Below are 14,086 nucleotides of genomic sequence, written 5' to 3'. Positions count from 1 at the left end.
CCAAACTTACCGCTGACGAGGGACATCCTTTGCGCGGACGCCACCGTTGGTGGCACACTCATCTGGTGCTCAACAGCCAGCAGGCGGCTCGACGCCGATTTTTCTACGGGTACCGGCCAGCGGTGCCCGTGGTTTAGCAGCTTCTGTGAGCCCCGTGGTCCGCGTCCGGACCCGGGGCTCGTCTCTTGTGTGAGGCCCGAGAACGGATGAGACCAGATTTGCCACACCACGAGAGCGAAGAGGATCCCATGACTACTGACATCGAGCCGGTGCCCGACATCGACGACTTGCGCATGGAAATCGACCGGCTGGACGCCGCGATCCTGGAGGCGGTCAAACGCCGCACCGAAGTGTCGAGGCTGATCGGCAAGGCCCGGATGGCCTCCGGCGGCACCCGCCTGGTGCACAGCCGCGAGATGAAGGTCATCGAGCGCTACAGCGAACTCGGCCCGGAGGGCAAGGACCTGGCGATGCTGCTGTTGCGCCTGGGCCGCGGCCGCCTCGGCCACTAAGCGGCGATTTCGGTGCGCAAACACGCGCTCAGCGATGGTTAGCGCGCCGAAATCCCTACTACTTGAGGGCGTCGGTCAGCCAGGGCGTCAGCCACTGCACCGCGTCCGGTGTGGGATGCAGGCCGTCGCTGCGCATCCGGATGCCGTCGATCCGGTTGGTGTAGCCGCCGCTGGGCCCGAGCTTGCGGTTGAGGTCGAGCACCGTGACGTTCGGGCGTTTCAACACCACCCGCCGCAGCAGGTCGTTCCAGTCGTCGATGCGTTCGGGGCGGTCTTCGGGATAGAGGCTGCCGTCGGCCCGCTCACCGCGCCGGTTGTAGGGCTCGGTGGTGACGACGACGCGCGCACCCGTCGAGCCCAGGATGTCCAGCGCGCGGTTGAGTTCGCTGCGCAGGTACGCGTCGTAGATCGGCTCGCCGATGTGCGCCCACCGACCCTCGTGCATCCGATCGACGACCTCCCAGCGGCCGATCACCAACAGCACCACGTCCGGCCGATCGTGGTTGATGCGCTGCGTCCACCGGGCCGGCCACGCGTCACATTCCGGCTTCTGGTTCAGCGTTTCGCCGACGTGGCGGTACGGTCCGCCGCGCGCGATGCCGCACCCGATCGTCGTGTAGTTGCTGAACGCGAAACCCGGTGTCGGCGGCAGATACCGCATGATCGTCCAGGCCACCGAGTCGCCGAACACCGCGACGGTCCTGGTGCCGGGGGCGATCTGGGGGGCCCGCTCGACTTCGACGGGGACTTCCGCGCCGACGTACGCGGCCGAGTCGACCTCGCTGGGGATCTGCTCGGTGGGTGCCACCCCGACCGGCAGCACCGTCATCGTCACCACCGCGGCGGTGGCGGCGGTGGCCGCGGCCAGCGGCAGCATCGGCACGATCACCGGACGCCACCGCCGAATCGGCTGCTCGAGCAGCCACCACGACGCCGCGGCCAACGCGATGGTCACCGCGCACCGCAGCGCGAACAGCGACCACCCCGACCAGCCCGTCCGTTCTCCGTTGAGCGCCAAGAAAATCGGCCAGTGCCACAGGTAGACGCCGTAGGAGATGGCGCCGAGCCACACCAGCGGACGCCACGCCAGCACCCGGGCCACCGGCCCGTCCTGATCCAACGCGACCGCCGCGACGACGAACACCGACGCGATCGCCACGGTGATCAGCAGACCGCCGCGAAAGTCCTCAGTGCTGCCTGTCGCGTAGTGCACGGCGACGCCCAATACCACCGCACCCACCAGTGACAGTGCCCTGGCCAGCGATCGCCGCGACCGCGCTCGAATCACCGGCCCGCCCATAGTCACCGTCGTCCAGTCGCGCACCACGAGCGCGGCGGCCGCCGCACCGATCATCAACGCCTGCGCGCGGGTGTCGGTGCCGAAGTAGATGCGGTTCAGCGACGCGTCGGTGGTGAACACGATCGCCGCGGTTGCCGATGCGGCCGCGCCGACGGTGGCCAGCACCAGCACTGCCGTCCGCAGCCGCGCGCGAAACAGGAACGCCAGCGCGATCAGCAACAGCGGCCATAGCGCGTAGTACTGCTCCTCGACGCCCAGCGACCACATGTGTTGCAGCGGCGAGGGCGGTGCGCCCTGCGCGAAGTAGTCGGTGCGTTGTGCGACAAACGCCCAGTTGGCCACCCAGAAGAACGAGGCGACGGCGTCGTCGCGCAGCGTCGCGACCGCCTGCGTCGGGAACAGCTCCCGGGCGGCGACCACCGCGAGCACCACGAGCAGCAGCGCGGGCAGCAACCGGCGTGCTCGCCGGATCCAGAAGTCGCGCAGAGCGATTCGCCCGGTGCGGGCGTGCTCATCGAGCAACAGCGAGGTGATCAGGAAGCCGCTGAGCACGAAGAAGACGTCGACGCCGAGAAAGCCGCCGGGCACCCCGGGGATCCCGCCGTGGTCGGCGAGCACGAGAGCCACCGCCACGGCGCGCAGCCCGTCGAGGGCGGGGATGTCGCGTCGGCGGGCGGGGGTCACTGCCGAGATTCTTCCTGCGCGAGCAGACGCGAAATCGCATTCGCGGCGGCGTGTCGATGCGTTTTAGCTTTCCGCTACCTTTGCGCGTGGGCCCAGCGGTGTGGGCCCAGCTCGCGCGGAAGGACTACTTCGTCAGCGCGATGTACTTGACCTCGAGATACTCGTCCATACCTTCGAACCCGCCCTCGCGGCCGAAGCCTGATTCCTTGACGCCGCCGAACGGCGCCGCGGGATCCGAGACCACGCCGCGGTTGATGCCGACGATGCCGGACTCGATGCCCTCGGCCACACGCAGCGCGCGGTCCAGGGACTGGGTGTAAATGTAGGCGGACAGCCCGTACTCGGTGTCGTTGGCAGCGGCTACGCCTTGGTCCTCGGTGTCGAAGCCGGTGATGGGGGCGACGGGTCCGAACACCTCCTCTTTGAGGATGCGGGCGTCGGCGGGCACGTCGGTCAGCACGGTGGCCGGATAGAAGTTCCCGGGTCCGCCGGGGGCCTCACCGCCGAGGACGACGGTGGCGCCGCGCTCAACGGCGTCGGACACCAGTTCCTGCACGGTGGCGACCTGTTTGGCGTTGATCAGCGGGCCCAGCATCGAGTTCTCGTCGAGGCCCTTGCCTAGGGTGTACTCGCTCATCCGCTTGACCAGCTTCTCGGTGAACTCCTCGCGCACGGCGTTGGCGACGTGGAACCGGTTGGCGGCGGTGCAGGCCTCGCCGCCGTTGCGCATCTTGGCCAAGATGGCGCCGTCGACCGCGGCGTCGACGTCGGCGTCGTCGAACACCACGAACGGGGCGTTGCCGCCGAGTTCCATCGAGGTGCGCAGCAGCTTGTCGGCCGACTGTTTGACCAGCGTCTTGCCGACGCCGGTGGAGCCGGTGAACGTCAGCTTGCGCAGCCGCCCGTCGTCGATCAGCGCCTCGGTGACGGGCCCGGCGCTCTGGGTCGGCAGCACCGACAGCACACCCTTGGGCAGCCCGGCCTCGTCCATCAGCTTGGCCAACAGCAGCATGGTCAGCGGGGTTTCCTGCGCGGGCTTGACGATCATCGTGCAGCCCGCGGCGAACGCCGGGCCGATCTTGCGGGTGCCCATGGCCAGCGGGAAGTTCCACGGCGTGATCGCATAGCAGGGCCCGACGGGCTGTTTGGTGACCAGGACGCGGCCGGTGCCTGCCGGGCTGGGGGTGTAGCGCCCGGCGATGCGCACAGCCTCTTCGGCGAACCAGCGGAAGAACTCCGCGCCGTACTTGACCTCGGCCATGCTCTCCGGAAGCACCTTGCCCATCTCCAGGGTCATCAGCGCGGCGATGTCGTCGGCGCGTTCGGTGATCTTTTCGAACACCGCGCGCAGGATCTCGCCGCGTTCGCGGGGCGCGGTGGCCGCCCAGTCGGCCTGCACACCGCATGCGACGTCCAGCGCGGCGATCGCGTCGTCGGGGGTGGCGTTCGCGACGGATGCCAGCACCTGGTCGTCGGAGGGGTCGAGCACGTCGAACGTTGACGACCCTTCCCGTTGCTCACCGCCGATCCACAGGCCGGTGGGTACTGACGACAGCAGCTTGGCGGTATCCATACTTCCTCTCTTACACCTTCGGCCTTATCCCCGCACTAGGGTCATCGTCATGAGTGCCGACATACCCGATATCACGGCGACTGATGCGTGGCAGGCCCTGCAACGGCATCGCGACGACATCGGCGAAACGCACCTGCGGCAGTTCTTCGCCGACGATCCGGGGCGCGGCACCGAATTGACGCTCGCCGTCGGCGATCTCTACATCGACTACAGCAAGCACCGGGTCACGCGGGAGACGTTGCAGCTGCTCGTGGACCTGGCCCGCGCCGCCCGGCTGGAGCAGCGCCGCGACGCGATGTTCTCCGGGGTGCACATCAACACCTCGGAGAACCGTGCCGTGTTGCACACCGCGCTGCGGTTGCCGCGCGGCGCCGAACTGGTCGTCGACGGCCAGGACGTGGTGGCCGATGTGCACGCGGTGCTGGACCGGATGGGCGATTTCACCGACCGGTTGCGCAGCGGAGAGTGGACAGGCGCCACCGGTGAACGCATCAGGACCGTCGTCAACATCGGCATCGGGGGTTCGGATCTGGGCCCGGTGATGGTGTATCAGGCGTTGCGCCACTACGCCGACGCCGGTATCGCCGCGCGGTTCGTGTCCAATGTCGATCCGGCGGATCTGGTTGCCACGCTCGACGGGCTCGACCCGGCCACAACGCTTTTCATCGTCGCATCCAAGACCTTCTCGACGTTGGAGACGTTGACCAACGCCACCGCCGCGCGCCGCTGGCTGACCGATGCGCTCGGCGATGCCGCAGTGTCCAAGCATTTCGTCGCGGTGTCCACCAACGAGAAGCTGGTCGACGATTTCGGTATCAACACCGACAACATGTTCGGCTTCTGGGACTGGGTCGGCGGGCGTTATTCCGTCGACAGCGCAATCGGTTTGAGTGTGATGGCAGCGATCGGCAGGGAACGTTTCGCCGAGTTCCTGGCCGGGTTTCACATCGTCGACGAGCACTTCCGCACCGCGGCGCTGGATGCCAACGCACCGGTGCTGTTGGGCTTGATCGGGTTGTGGTACAACAACTTCTTCGGCGCGCAGTCGCGCGCGGTCCTGCCCTACTCCAACGATCTGGCGCGGTTCGCGGCGTATCTGCAACAGTTGACGATGGAGTCCAACGGCAAGTCGGTGCGCGCCGACGGTACCCCTGTCGTCACCGATACCGGTGAGATCTTCTGGGGCGAGCCGGGCACCAACGGCCAACACGCGTTCTACCAACTGCTGCACCAGGGCACCCGGCTGGTGCCCGCCGACTTCATCGGGTTCTCCCAGCCCACAGACGATCTCGCGACGGCCGACGGCTCAGGCAGCATGCATGACCTGTTGATGAGCAACTTCTTCGCACAGACACAGGTGCTCGCGTTCGGAAGAGATGCGGCGGAGATCACCCGGGACCTTCCAGCGGGCACGCCTCCGGAGGTGGTGCCGCACAAGGTGATGCCGGGCAACCGGCCCACCACCTCGATCCTGGCCACGAAGTTGACCCCGTCGGTCGTCGGCCAGCTGATCGCGCTTTACGAGCACCAGGTGTTCACCGAGGGCGTGATCTGGGGTATCGACTCCTTCGACCAATGGGGTGTCGAGCTCGGCAAGACCCAAGCCAAGGCGCTGCTGCCGGTGATCACCGCCGACGCGTCGCCCGGTGAACAGTCCGATTCCTCGACCGACGCGCTGGTGCGCCGATACCGCGTCGAGCGCGGCCGCACCGCCTGACTGCAGGCGTCTGGGTCGGCCTGGTCCAGCCGAGGATCGTCGCCGGCGCACCCCCACTCCCCGGCTGTGCAATTTCATACGCGACATGCCGGCGCGGGTGTATGGATATGCACACTCGCGATGCGCCTGCCGAACGCAACACGGCGCGCACCCCTGATGGAGTGTGCGCCGCGCGCGTAGCTGTGGCTAGTTAACCATTACGGGGCCGGAATGTTGATGCACCCGACGTTCGGCAGGCAGCCGCTCGCACCGCCGGGGCCGGCCGCACCGCCGGGACCGCCGGGAGCCAACGAACCGCTGGCACCGCCGGGTCCAGCCGAACCCTCAGGGCCGCCGGGGATTACCCCCTCGGCGCCGCCGAGGTCAGCCGAACCCTGGGGGCCGCCGGGGACGTCCACCTCGGCACCGCCACCGGGGCCGGCTTCGATGTTGCCGGTAGCGGCGCACGGGGTACCGTCGGCGTTGACACACGGCGGTGGTGGCGGCTGGGCACCGGCGACAGGCGCAACTGCGATGGCCGCTGCGGCAGCGCTTGCGAACAACAGGGGCGTCATCTTCGTCAGTTTCACGTTCATGCTTTCGGACTACCACCACCGGCAGCCGATGAAACATCGAATCTTCACAACCTACCGACCTGTCGGAGCCCGGAAACGGTGTCCGCCAGCGTTTCCTGCGGGTCACGATAGGTGATGCCGAGCTCTATTTCGCTCGGCGAATCGTCGCAGGACGGCATCTGCGTGTAGTACTGCATCGCCGCCCCGGTCACCGGTGCGGCGAACGGAGGATAGGGCCCAACCACGTCGACCACCCGTCCGATATTGCGAAGTAAAACGTCCGGAACCGGGTACACCCAAAGTGAGGCGTCCGCTGCGCGGCCGATCAACGCCGCCAGGTCAGCGGTCTGCACGCGTTTGCCGCCCGCCATGTAGCGACGGGGTCCTCTACCGGGTTCCAGCAGCGCCGCGTGCAGCGCGGCGAGGTCTCGAACGTCGACCACCGTCCACGCCGCACCGCGACCGGGCACTCCACGCATCTGCACCGCTGCCTGAACGCCTTGGGCCGCTTCACCGAACTGATTACCCGCCGGCGGTCCGAGCACCATGCCCGGATACGTGATGGCGACCGGCGCACCGTCCTCCTGAAGGCCTCGTGCGTACTTCTCCACCGCCGCCTTGGATTTGCCGTAGCCGTCTGTTCCCCCTGTCACCGGGAGGTCGGCGTGCAGGGTGCGGCAGCCTGGTTGGAACAAGGCTGTGAAACTCGAAACGTGCACAATCGGATCGAGGCCACGCTCGGCCGCCGAGCCGAGCACATTTCGCGCGCCGTCGAGGTTGGTCTGCAACATGACGCCGGCCTGCCGTGGATCGATGGATACCATTGCCGCGGAATGGATCACGGCGTCACAGCCGTCCATCGCCGCGGCCGTCGACTCGGCGTCGGCGATGTCGCCGATCGCGTAATCGTCGGTGGCTACGCCGATCTGCGCGGCGCTGGTCGCCAGCCGCGCCGGATCGCGGACCAAGAACCTCACTTGATGTCCCGCCTCGGCGACGGCCTTGGCCGTCCACGCGCCGACAAATCCCGTCCCACCAGTCAACAACACCTTCATGGCGCTGCCTTTACCCGGTAGCGCAATCCGCTACACGGTTGGCCTACGCGAACGGTTTGGTGAACCGGGGCGGCAGCACCCGCAACAACTGCACCAGCGGCGCCCACGGCCACCACGGCACCGCGGCACGCCCGCTTTCACGTTCGATGACCGAGACCATCGCGCGCACGCCGGTTTCGTTGTCGGCCATCAACATCGTCGACGCGGATCTCGCAGTCATCTCGGATTCGATGTACCCGGGTTCGAGGACGGTCACCTTGATCGGGCCCGTGGCGTACTCCGCGCGCAGCGACTCGCCCAGCGACGTGACACCGGCCTTGCTCGCGGCGTAGGCGGCCTTCACGCCCGGCACACCTTTGTTTCCGAGCACCGACGAGACGAGCACCAGATGGCCGCCGCCGGTTTCCTTGAACATCTCCAGCGCCGTTTCGATCTGGACAAGTGCCGCAACGAGGTTCGTCTCGATGGTGGCCTTGTTGGCCCACAGCTTGCCCGTCCCCAGCGGCGCCCCCTTGCCGAGGCCGGCGTTGACGATGATCCGGTCGATGCCGCCCAGTTCCTGACAGAGCTCGCGAAACACCTTCGGCACCTGATCGTGATCGTTGACGTCGAGGGTGGCGACGGCGACGTTGATGCCGGGATGGCGGCCGAGCAGTTCGGCCTGCAGTTCGTCGAGGCGGTCGGTGCGGCGGGCGCACAGCGCGAGGTCGCGGCCCTTGGCGGCGAATGCGCGGGCCATCCCGGCGCCCAGGCCAGAGCTCGCGCCGGTGATCAGGATCTTCTGCCGAGTCACCCCGACAGACTAAGCCAGCCGAGGCAACGTCAAGATGAGCGCATGGTTCTTCTGCGCATCGCGGCATTTGTGCTGGTGACCTTGTGCGTCGCGGTCTCCACGGCGACCGCTCACGCTGACCCCGTCGGCCCGCTGCACCGGCTGGTCGACACCGCGGCGCAGCGGCTGGCCACCGCCGACCCGGTGGCTGCGGCCAAGTGGCTGCGCGGCGGACAGATCACCGACCGGCAGCGCGCCGACGCGGTCCTCGGCGCGGTAGCCGCGGCCGCCACCGCACGCGGGGTCGATCAGGGCTATGTGCGCACGGTGTTCGGCGACCAGATCGACGCCACCGAGGGCATCCAGTACATCCGTTTCGGCCAGTGGAAATTCGAGCCGGCGACCGCACCCACCACCGCCCCCGATCTGTCGCAGTCCCGTTCACACATCGACGAATTGAATAGCATCATGGTCGACGAGATTGCGCAGCAGTGGAACTGGCTGCACAGCCCGGACTGCCCGGCGCTGCTGATGGATGCCACCACCGCCGTCGCCGACGCCCGCCGCCTCGATCCGCTCTACCGACAGGCGTTGTCGGCGGCCACCGGTTCTTACTGTCGGGACAGCTGACCCGACGTACACTGAGCGCATCGACGAGCCGCGGAAACGACCACGCCAGGAACGGTCACGAGACACTGTGGAGGTGTTGCTCGAGGCCGCGGCGCAGATGTTCAGCCGGGAAGGCCTGAGCGCGACGACCAACCGCATCGCCGAACGGGCAGGGGTGTCGATCGGCAGCCTCTATCAATACTTTCCGAATAAGCACGCGCTGATCCGCGCGTTGGCCGAGCGCCATGTCAACGCGGCCCAAGCGCGTATGGACGAGGCCTTCAAGCGGCTGCGCGACGAAGAGCCGCCGTTCGACGAAGCCATGCGCATTCTCCTCGAGACGGTCGTCGACCTGCACCGCGACCATCCCGGCCTCCACCGCCTGATGCATCGGCTCGGCCCGCGCCTGCCTGCCGAACTCGATGCTCTTCGGGCGTTCGAAAACGACATCTGCGGGGAGGTCGCCTACCACTTGGCGCGGTGTGGCCGCGACGGTGGCGACGCCGAGTTGACCGCCCAGACCGTGATCCACGCGGTCGACGCTCACCTGCACCGAGTCATGACCAGCCGCGATATGGACGTCGAGCAGCTGGTGAGTTTGGTCGGCCGGTTGGCGCCGCCGACCTAGGGCGCCGTACCCGTCGAACCGGACAGCACGTCGTCACGAACCGCGCGCAATGCGTCGGCGAGCTGGCGCAGCCCCGGTTCCTCGATCGCGTAATGACCGCAGTTCTCCAGCAGCACAAGGCTTGTCGGCCCGCCGATGCGGTTCAGGAAGTTGATGCTGAGCTCCGGTGGGGTCCAGCGGTCCGCCGCTGGATGGACCAGGGTGACGGGTGCCGCGCGGAAGGTTTCGGGCTCCGCGTGCCGGAAATTCAGCCAGCTGGCGAGGAAGCCAAGCGGCACCCGCACGCCTCCGCCTTTCGGGTCGGTGGCGCACAACCGGCTCAACTCCGGGTTCAGGCTCATGTTGTTCATGTCGACCAGCCAGCGGATCGGCACCCGCACGTCGCCGAGCAGCGGATCGACCGCGTTCATCATTTTCGGTGCGACCGGCCCGATCGCCGGGATGCGCGCCACCGCGCGCCTGGCGTCGGGATCGACCGGGTCGAGCAGGCACGTGACGACAATGTGGGCGACTTCACCTGTGCGCGCGGCGGTTTCGTACGCCATCATGCCGCCCATGCTCGCGCCGAGCAGGACGAGCGGGCGCCGGTCATGGGCGCGCTCGGCGGCCACGAGTTCGGACAACATGTCGAGCCAGTCGTGGTAGCGCACCGAGCCCGGGTCGGGTTCGACGGTGTCACCGTAAAGCGGCATGTCCGGTGCCAGCACCTCGACGCCTTCCCGCGCGGCGGCCGCCGCGATCGGCCACAGTGCGCCCGAGTAACCGCCGCCGCCGTGGATGACCATCACGCGCACGGCCGCCTCGGATGCGGTGGCCCGGGCGATGTGGATGGTGCGCCCGCGCCACGACCACCAGGTCGACGTCGGATCGATCGGTGGATTCGGGCGGTGCTCGGTGGGCAAAAATGAGGCGTATCTGGCGTAATCCATGCCCATCAGCGTCGGCCGCCGAGCATCGGCTGACAACCCGCGTTCCGCAGCCCACCTGCCTGGGCCGACGCGCGGCTGCTCACATTTACTTCAGCAGCCGCGACAACCGCCGGTCGGCGAGCACCTTGCCGCCGGTCTGGCACGTCGGGCAGTACTGGAATGACTTGTCGGCGAACGACACTTCACGCACGGTGTCCCCGCACACCGGGCAGGGCAGCCCGGTGCGGGCGTGGACCCGCAACCCGGAGCGCTTCTCACCCTTGAGCGTGGCCGCCTGTTGACCGACCGAGCGTTCGACGGCGTCGGTGAGGATGCTGATCATCGCGTCGTGCAGCGCGGCGAGTTGCGCCTCGGTCAGCTTGCCCGCCGTCGCGAACGGCGACAGCCGCGCGGCATGCAGGATCTCGTCGCTGTAGGCATTACCGATGCCGGCGATCACCTTCTGGTCGGTGAGAACGGTTTTGATTCGCCCGCTGTTGGTCTTCAGCACGTCAGCCAGGTCGTCGGGGCCCAGCGACAACGCGTCGGGCCCCAGCGTGGCGATGCCGGGCACTGCGGCCGGGTCGTCGACGAGCCAGACCGCGAGCCGCTTCTGGGTGCCTGCTTCGGTGAGGTCGAAGCCCGGCGCTTCCCCAGGTGTTCCGAGGTGTACCCGTAAGGCGATGGGCCCCTTGCCCGGTTTCAGCGGCGCGGCGGCCAGTTTGTCCGACCAGCGCAGCCATCCCGCCCTCGACAGGTGGGTGATCAAATGCAGGTCACCCACCTGTAATCCGAGATACTTCCCCCACCGGCCGGCGCCGGTGACGGGCTGGCCGTGCAGCGCTGACGGCGCCGGGTCGAACGTCTTGAGCACCGAGAACGCCGCCACGTCCATGCGTCCGACGGTCAGGCCCACCGCGTGGCGGCGCAGGTGGTCGGCGAGCGCTTCGATTTCGGGCAGTTCGGGCATGTCTCTAGTTTGCCGTTCGGACCACCAGCGACAACAGCCAACTGACGAGGGATAACACGATCGCCGCCCAGATCGCCGTCCACCAGAAGTCGTCGATGTAGAGACCCCAGTGGGTGGTGTTCTCGGTGATCCACGACGTGATCCACAACATCAGCGCGTTGATGACGATGTGAATCAAACCGAGCGTGAGGATGTAGAGCGGGATCGAGATGATCTGCACGATGGGCTTGATGACCGCGTTGACCAGACCGAAGACCACCGCGACGACGAAGATGATGCCGATCTCCTGCAGTGTGGAATCCGCGCCGACGAACCGGATACCGGGCACGATCAGCGTGACCACCCACAACGCGAGCCCGGTCAAAGCCGCGCGCAACAGAAACGACATCGCATTAGCCTAAACCAACGACGCATTGGAGGGACCGCCATGGATTTCGCGCAACGCACCGTCGATCTCGCGCGGCGAAACGTCGACGAGGGCGGCCGCCCGTTCGCCACCGTGATCGTCAAGGACGGTGAGGTCCTCGCCGAAAGCGCCAATCAGGTTGCCCAGACGCACGATCCGACCGCACATGCCGAGATCCTCGCGATACGTCAGGCGTGCACGACGTTGGGCACCGAACATCTCACCGGTACCACGATCTACGTCCTCGCCCACCCGTGCCCGATGTGTCTTGGTTCGTTGTACTACTGCTCGCCAGACGAAGTCGTTTTCCTGACCACCCGTGACGCCTATGAGCCCTACTACGTCGACGACCGCAAATACTTTGAGCTCAACACGTTTTACGACGAGTTCGCCAAGGACTGGACACAGCGCCGGTTGCCGATGCGCCATCAGCCGCTGGAGGCCGCAGTCGACGTCTATCGCAGGTGGAACGAACGCAACGGCGGTGAGCGTCGCGTCACCTAGCCCGACCGCAGCAGGTAGGTATCCATGATCCAGCCGTGGTTGGCCCGCGCGTCGGCGCGCATCTGCGCGATCTGATCGCCGACCTCGCCGACCGTGCCTGCGACCAGCATCTCGTCGGGTGTGCCCAGGTATGCGCCCCACCAGATGCGCGTCGCAGGCGGGCAGCCGAGAAACGCGCAGTCCGCGTCGAGCATCACTACGGCGCTACCCGTCAGGCCGTGCTCGCGCAATTGCCGACCGGTGGTGATCAGGACGGGCTCCCCGATGTCGTTGAGCGCGATGCGATGTCGCGCGGTCAGCGCCTGGACCGCGGTGATCCCCGGGATGACGTCGTAGGTGATGTCGACTTCACGGGCGACGGTCTCGAGGATGCGCAGGGTGCTGTCGTACAGCGACGGATCTCCCCATGCCAGAAAGGCACCGACGCCCTCTGGTCCGAGTTCGGTCTCGATGGCCGACGTCCACACGCGCGCGCGTGCGGCATGCCAGTCGGCGACGGCCTGCCGGTAGGCGGGACCGTCGGGGACCATCCTGTTCCTGGGCGGGTCGGTGAGCGTCACGAACCGGTAGCCGGGTTCGCGGATGAAGCGTTCGCAGATCTGGCGTCGCAGCGCCACCAGGTCGTCTTTGGTGTCGCTTTTGTCCATCGCGAAGAACACCTGGGTGTCGTTGAGCGCGGTCACCGCCTGCGCCGTCACATAGTCGGGATCGCCGGCCCCGATGCCGATGACGTGGATTCGACGAGTCACGCAGGCAGTATGCCCTCAGTGTTTGCGGCCGCGCGAAAGCCGAAGCCGACGGGCCCGCTTGACGTCCTTCTTCTCGGCGGCCGCTGACTTGCGCAGATTACGGTCGTCTTTGGGCGGCAACTGCAACTCCTCCTCGGCCGGCAGCCCGGCCTGCAGCTGACGGCTACGCTCCAGTTCGGCGTCCACTTCGGCACCGAACAGCAACGCGAGGTTGGTGATCCACAACCACAGCAGGAACACGATGACGCCGCCCAACGCGCCATAGGTCCGGTTGTAGCTGCCGAAATTCGCCACGTAGAGCCCGAACAGCAGCGACGCGACCAGCCACACCAAGATCGCGATCGCTGCGCCGGCGCTGATCCAGCGAAACTTCGGCTGCTCGACGTTGGGTGTGACGTAGTACAGGATCGCGACCGCCAGCACGACGAAGAGCAGGATCAGCGGCCACTTGGCGATGCTCCACACCGTCACCGCCGCATCGCCGAGCCCGATCAGATCGCCGAACCACTCGGCGACAGGGCCGCTGACCGCGAGCATCACCAAGACGGCGCCCGCCATCATCAGACCGGCCAGCGTCAACATCAACTGCACCGGGCGCAGCTTCCATACCGGCCGCCCCTCGTCGATCTCGTAGATGCGGTTCATGGCTCGGCCGAACGCGCCCACATATCCAGACGCCGACCACAGCGCGCCCACGACGCCCAGCACCAACGCGACGCCTGCTGTCGGCGCGTTGACCAACTGCTCAATTGTCGGCCGCAGCGTGTCGACCGCGGACGCCGGCGCCACCTCGCCGACGATCTCGAGCAACGCGTCGACCGTTCGCTGGCCTTGCCCGAACACCCCGAGCAACGACACCATGACCACCAGCGCCGGAAAGACCGACAGTGTCGCGTAGTACGTCAGCGCCGCCGCCAGATCGGTGCACTGGTCCTGCATGAACTCTCGAAGCGCCTTGCGCATGGCGTAGATCAGCGACGGCCGGGTGAGGTCGGTTGGGGACTCGGGTTTGCGAGGGTCGTCTGGGTCGGGCGCCTCAGCGGCGTTGTCGGCCTCGTCAGTTCGCATACCACCTCTTACCACGGCCGCCGCAGCCAAACCAGGTCAGTACCGCAGGTATGCAGTACCGCAGGTATTGACTTGCG

The 14,086-nt window shown here is 67.2% G+C and carries 15 protein-coding genes; 5 read left to right on the top strand and 10 right to left on the bottom strand.

The features are described 5' to 3' along the window. Positions 1-206: 206 nt before the first annotated feature. Positions 207-512 carry a chorismate mutase gene (locus ABQE44_RS01840; RefSeq protein WP_448393797.1) on the top strand — a complete coding sequence of 102 codons (306 nt, stop codon included), beginning with the start codon at positions 207-209 and terminating at the stop codon, positions 510-512. Between the two features lie 58 nt (positions 513-570). On the opposite strand, the gene ABQE44_RS01835 is transcribed toward ABQE44_RS01840, so the two are convergent. Next, on the bottom strand, positions 571-2,496 hold the full coding sequence (locus tag ABQE44_RS01835) for an acyltransferase family protein (protein ID WP_448427983.1): 1,926 nt from the start codon (positions 2,494-2,496) through the stop codon (positions 571-573). Between the two features lie 124 nt (positions 2,497-2,620). Next, positions 2,621-4,069 carry an NAD-dependent succinate-semialdehyde dehydrogenase gene (locus tag ABQE44_RS01830; RefSeq protein WP_448393795.1) on the bottom strand — a complete coding sequence of 483 codons (1,449 nt, stop codon included), beginning with the start codon at positions 4,067-4,069 and terminating at the stop codon, positions 2,621-2,623. 49 nt (positions 4,070-4,118) lie between these two features. Between ABQE44_RS01830 and pgi the strand changes: the two genes are divergently transcribed. After that, on the top strand, positions 4,119-5,786 hold the full coding sequence (pgi, locus tag ABQE44_RS01825) for a glucose-6-phosphate isomerase (protein ID WP_448427981.1): 1,668 nt from the start codon (positions 4,119-4,121) through the stop codon (positions 5,784-5,786). A 197-nt stretch (positions 5,787-5,983) separates the two neighbouring features. On the opposite strand, the gene ABQE44_RS01820 is transcribed toward pgi, so the two are convergent. The 3 genes from ABQE44_RS01820 to ABQE44_RS01810 are packed head-to-tail and all read right to left on the bottom strand — an operon-like array spanning position 5,984 to position 8,188. Beyond that, the gene (locus tag ABQE44_RS01820; RefSeq protein ID WP_448427979.1) at positions 5,984-6,361 is read right to left on the bottom strand and encodes a hypothetical protein; all 378 of its coding nucleotides are present in this window, start codon (positions 6,359-6,361) and stop codon (positions 5,984-5,986) included. 44 nt (positions 6,362-6,405) lie between these two features. Further along, positions 6,406-7,395 (bottom strand): NAD-dependent epimerase/dehydratase family protein, encoded by a 990-nt coding sequence (locus tag ABQE44_RS01815; protein ID WP_448427977.1) that lies wholly within the window; start codon positions 7,393-7,395, stop codon positions 6,406-6,408. 43 nt (positions 7,396-7,438) lie between these two features. Next, positions 7,439-8,188, bottom strand: coding sequence for an SDR family oxidoreductase (locus ABQE44_RS01810; RefSeq protein ID WP_448393791.1), 750 nt, complete (start codon positions 8,186-8,188; stop codon positions 7,439-7,441). 42 nt (positions 8,189-8,230) lie between these two features. Between ABQE44_RS01810 and ABQE44_RS01805 the strand changes: the two genes are divergently transcribed. Further along, the gene (locus ABQE44_RS01805; protein ID WP_448393790.1) at positions 8,231-8,797 is read left to right on the top strand and encodes a chorismate mutase; all 567 of its coding nucleotides are present in this window, start codon (positions 8,231-8,233) and stop codon (positions 8,795-8,797) included. Between the two features lie 67 nt (positions 8,798-8,864). Beyond that, a complete protein-coding gene (locus ABQE44_RS01800) occupies positions 8,865-9,404 on the top strand; it encodes a TetR/AcrR family transcriptional regulator (RefSeq protein WP_448393789.1) in 540 nt (179 codons plus the stop codon). Here ABQE44_RS01800 and ABQE44_RS01795 read toward each other — a convergent pair. The 3 genes from ABQE44_RS01795 to ABQE44_RS01785 form a co-directional block, all read right to left on the bottom strand. After that, on the bottom strand, positions 9,401-10,333 hold the full coding sequence (locus ABQE44_RS01795; RefSeq protein ID WP_448427975.1) for an alpha/beta hydrolase: 933 nt from the start codon (positions 10,331-10,333) through the stop codon (positions 9,401-9,403). The genes ABQE44_RS01800 and ABQE44_RS01795 overlap by 4 nt on opposite strands. A gap of 85 nt (positions 10,334-10,418) precedes the next feature. Next, on the bottom strand, positions 10,419-11,282 hold the full coding sequence (locus ABQE44_RS01790) for an Fpg/Nei family DNA glycosylase (RefSeq protein WP_448393787.1): 864 nt from the start codon (positions 11,280-11,282) through the stop codon (positions 10,419-10,421). Positions 11,283-11,286: 4 nt separating this feature from the next. Continuing rightward, a complete protein-coding gene (locus ABQE44_RS01785) occupies positions 11,287-11,670 on the bottom strand; it encodes a phage holin family protein (protein WP_448393786.1) in 384 nt (127 codons plus the stop codon). Positions 11,671-11,709: 39 nt separating this feature from the next. Between ABQE44_RS01785 and ABQE44_RS01780 the strand changes: the two genes are divergently transcribed. Continuing rightward, a complete protein-coding gene (locus ABQE44_RS01780) occupies positions 11,710-12,192 on the top strand; it encodes a nucleoside deaminase (protein ID WP_448393785.1) in 483 nt (160 codons plus the stop codon). Here the strand turns inward: ABQE44_RS01780 and cobF are convergent. Continuing rightward, a complete protein-coding gene (gene cobF / locus ABQE44_RS01775; RefSeq protein WP_448393784.1) occupies positions 12,189-12,941 on the bottom strand; it encodes a precorrin-6A synthase (deacetylating) in 753 nt (250 codons plus the stop codon). The genes ABQE44_RS01780 and cobF overlap by 4 nt on opposite strands. Positions 12,942-12,956: 15 nt before the next feature. Further along, complete coding sequence (locus ABQE44_RS01770; protein ID WP_448427973.1) at positions 12,957-14,009, bottom strand: YihY/virulence factor BrkB family protein; 1,053 nt, start codon at positions 14,007-14,009, stop codon at positions 12,957-12,959. Positions 14,010-14,086 lie beyond the last annotated feature (77 nt).

Source organism: Mycolicibacterium sp. XJ2546 (assembly GCF_053483195.1).
This window is presented reverse-complemented; position numbering and strand designations above follow the sequence as displayed.

Coding starts and splice junctions, on each gene's coding strand:
- ABQE44_RS01840 (WP_448393797.1), top strand. CDS start 207: ATGAGACCAGATTTGCCACACCACGAGAGCGAAGAGGATCCCATGACT.
- ABQE44_RS01830 (WP_448393795.1), bottom strand. CDS start 4,069: ATGGATACCGCCAAGCTGCTGTCGTCAGTACCCACCGGCCTGTGGATC.
- pgi (WP_448427981.1), top strand. CDS start 4,119: ATGAGTGCCGACATACCCGATATCACGGCGACTGATGCGTGGCAGGCC.
- ABQE44_RS01820 (WP_448427979.1), bottom strand. CDS start 6,361: ATGAACGTGAAACTGACGAAGATGACGCCCCTGTTGTTCGCAAGCGCT.
- ABQE44_RS01815 (WP_448427977.1), bottom strand. CDS start 7,395: ATGAAGGTGTTGTTGACTGGTGGGACGGGATTTGTCGGCGCGTGGACG.
- ABQE44_RS01805 (WP_448393790.1), top strand. CDS start 8,231: ATGGTTCTTCTGCGCATCGCGGCATTTGTGCTGGTGACCTTGTGCGTC.
- ABQE44_RS01795 (WP_448427975.1), bottom strand. CDS start 10,333: ATGGATTACGCCAGATACGCCTCATTTTTGCCCACCGAGCACCGCCCG.
- ABQE44_RS01790 (WP_448393787.1), bottom strand. CDS start 11,282: ATGCCCGAACTGCCCGAAATCGAAGCGCTCGCCGACCACCTGCGCCGC.
- ABQE44_RS01785 (WP_448393786.1), bottom strand. CDS start 11,670: ATGTCGTTTCTGTTGCGCGCGGCTTTGACCGGGCTCGCGTTGTGGGTG.
- ABQE44_RS01780 (WP_448393785.1), top strand. CDS start 11,710: ATGGATTTCGCGCAACGCACCGTCGATCTCGCGCGGCGAAACGTCGAC.
- ABQE44_RS01770 (WP_448427973.1), bottom strand. CDS start 14,009: ATGCGAACTGACGAGGCCGACAACGCCGCTGAGGCGCCCGACCCAGAC.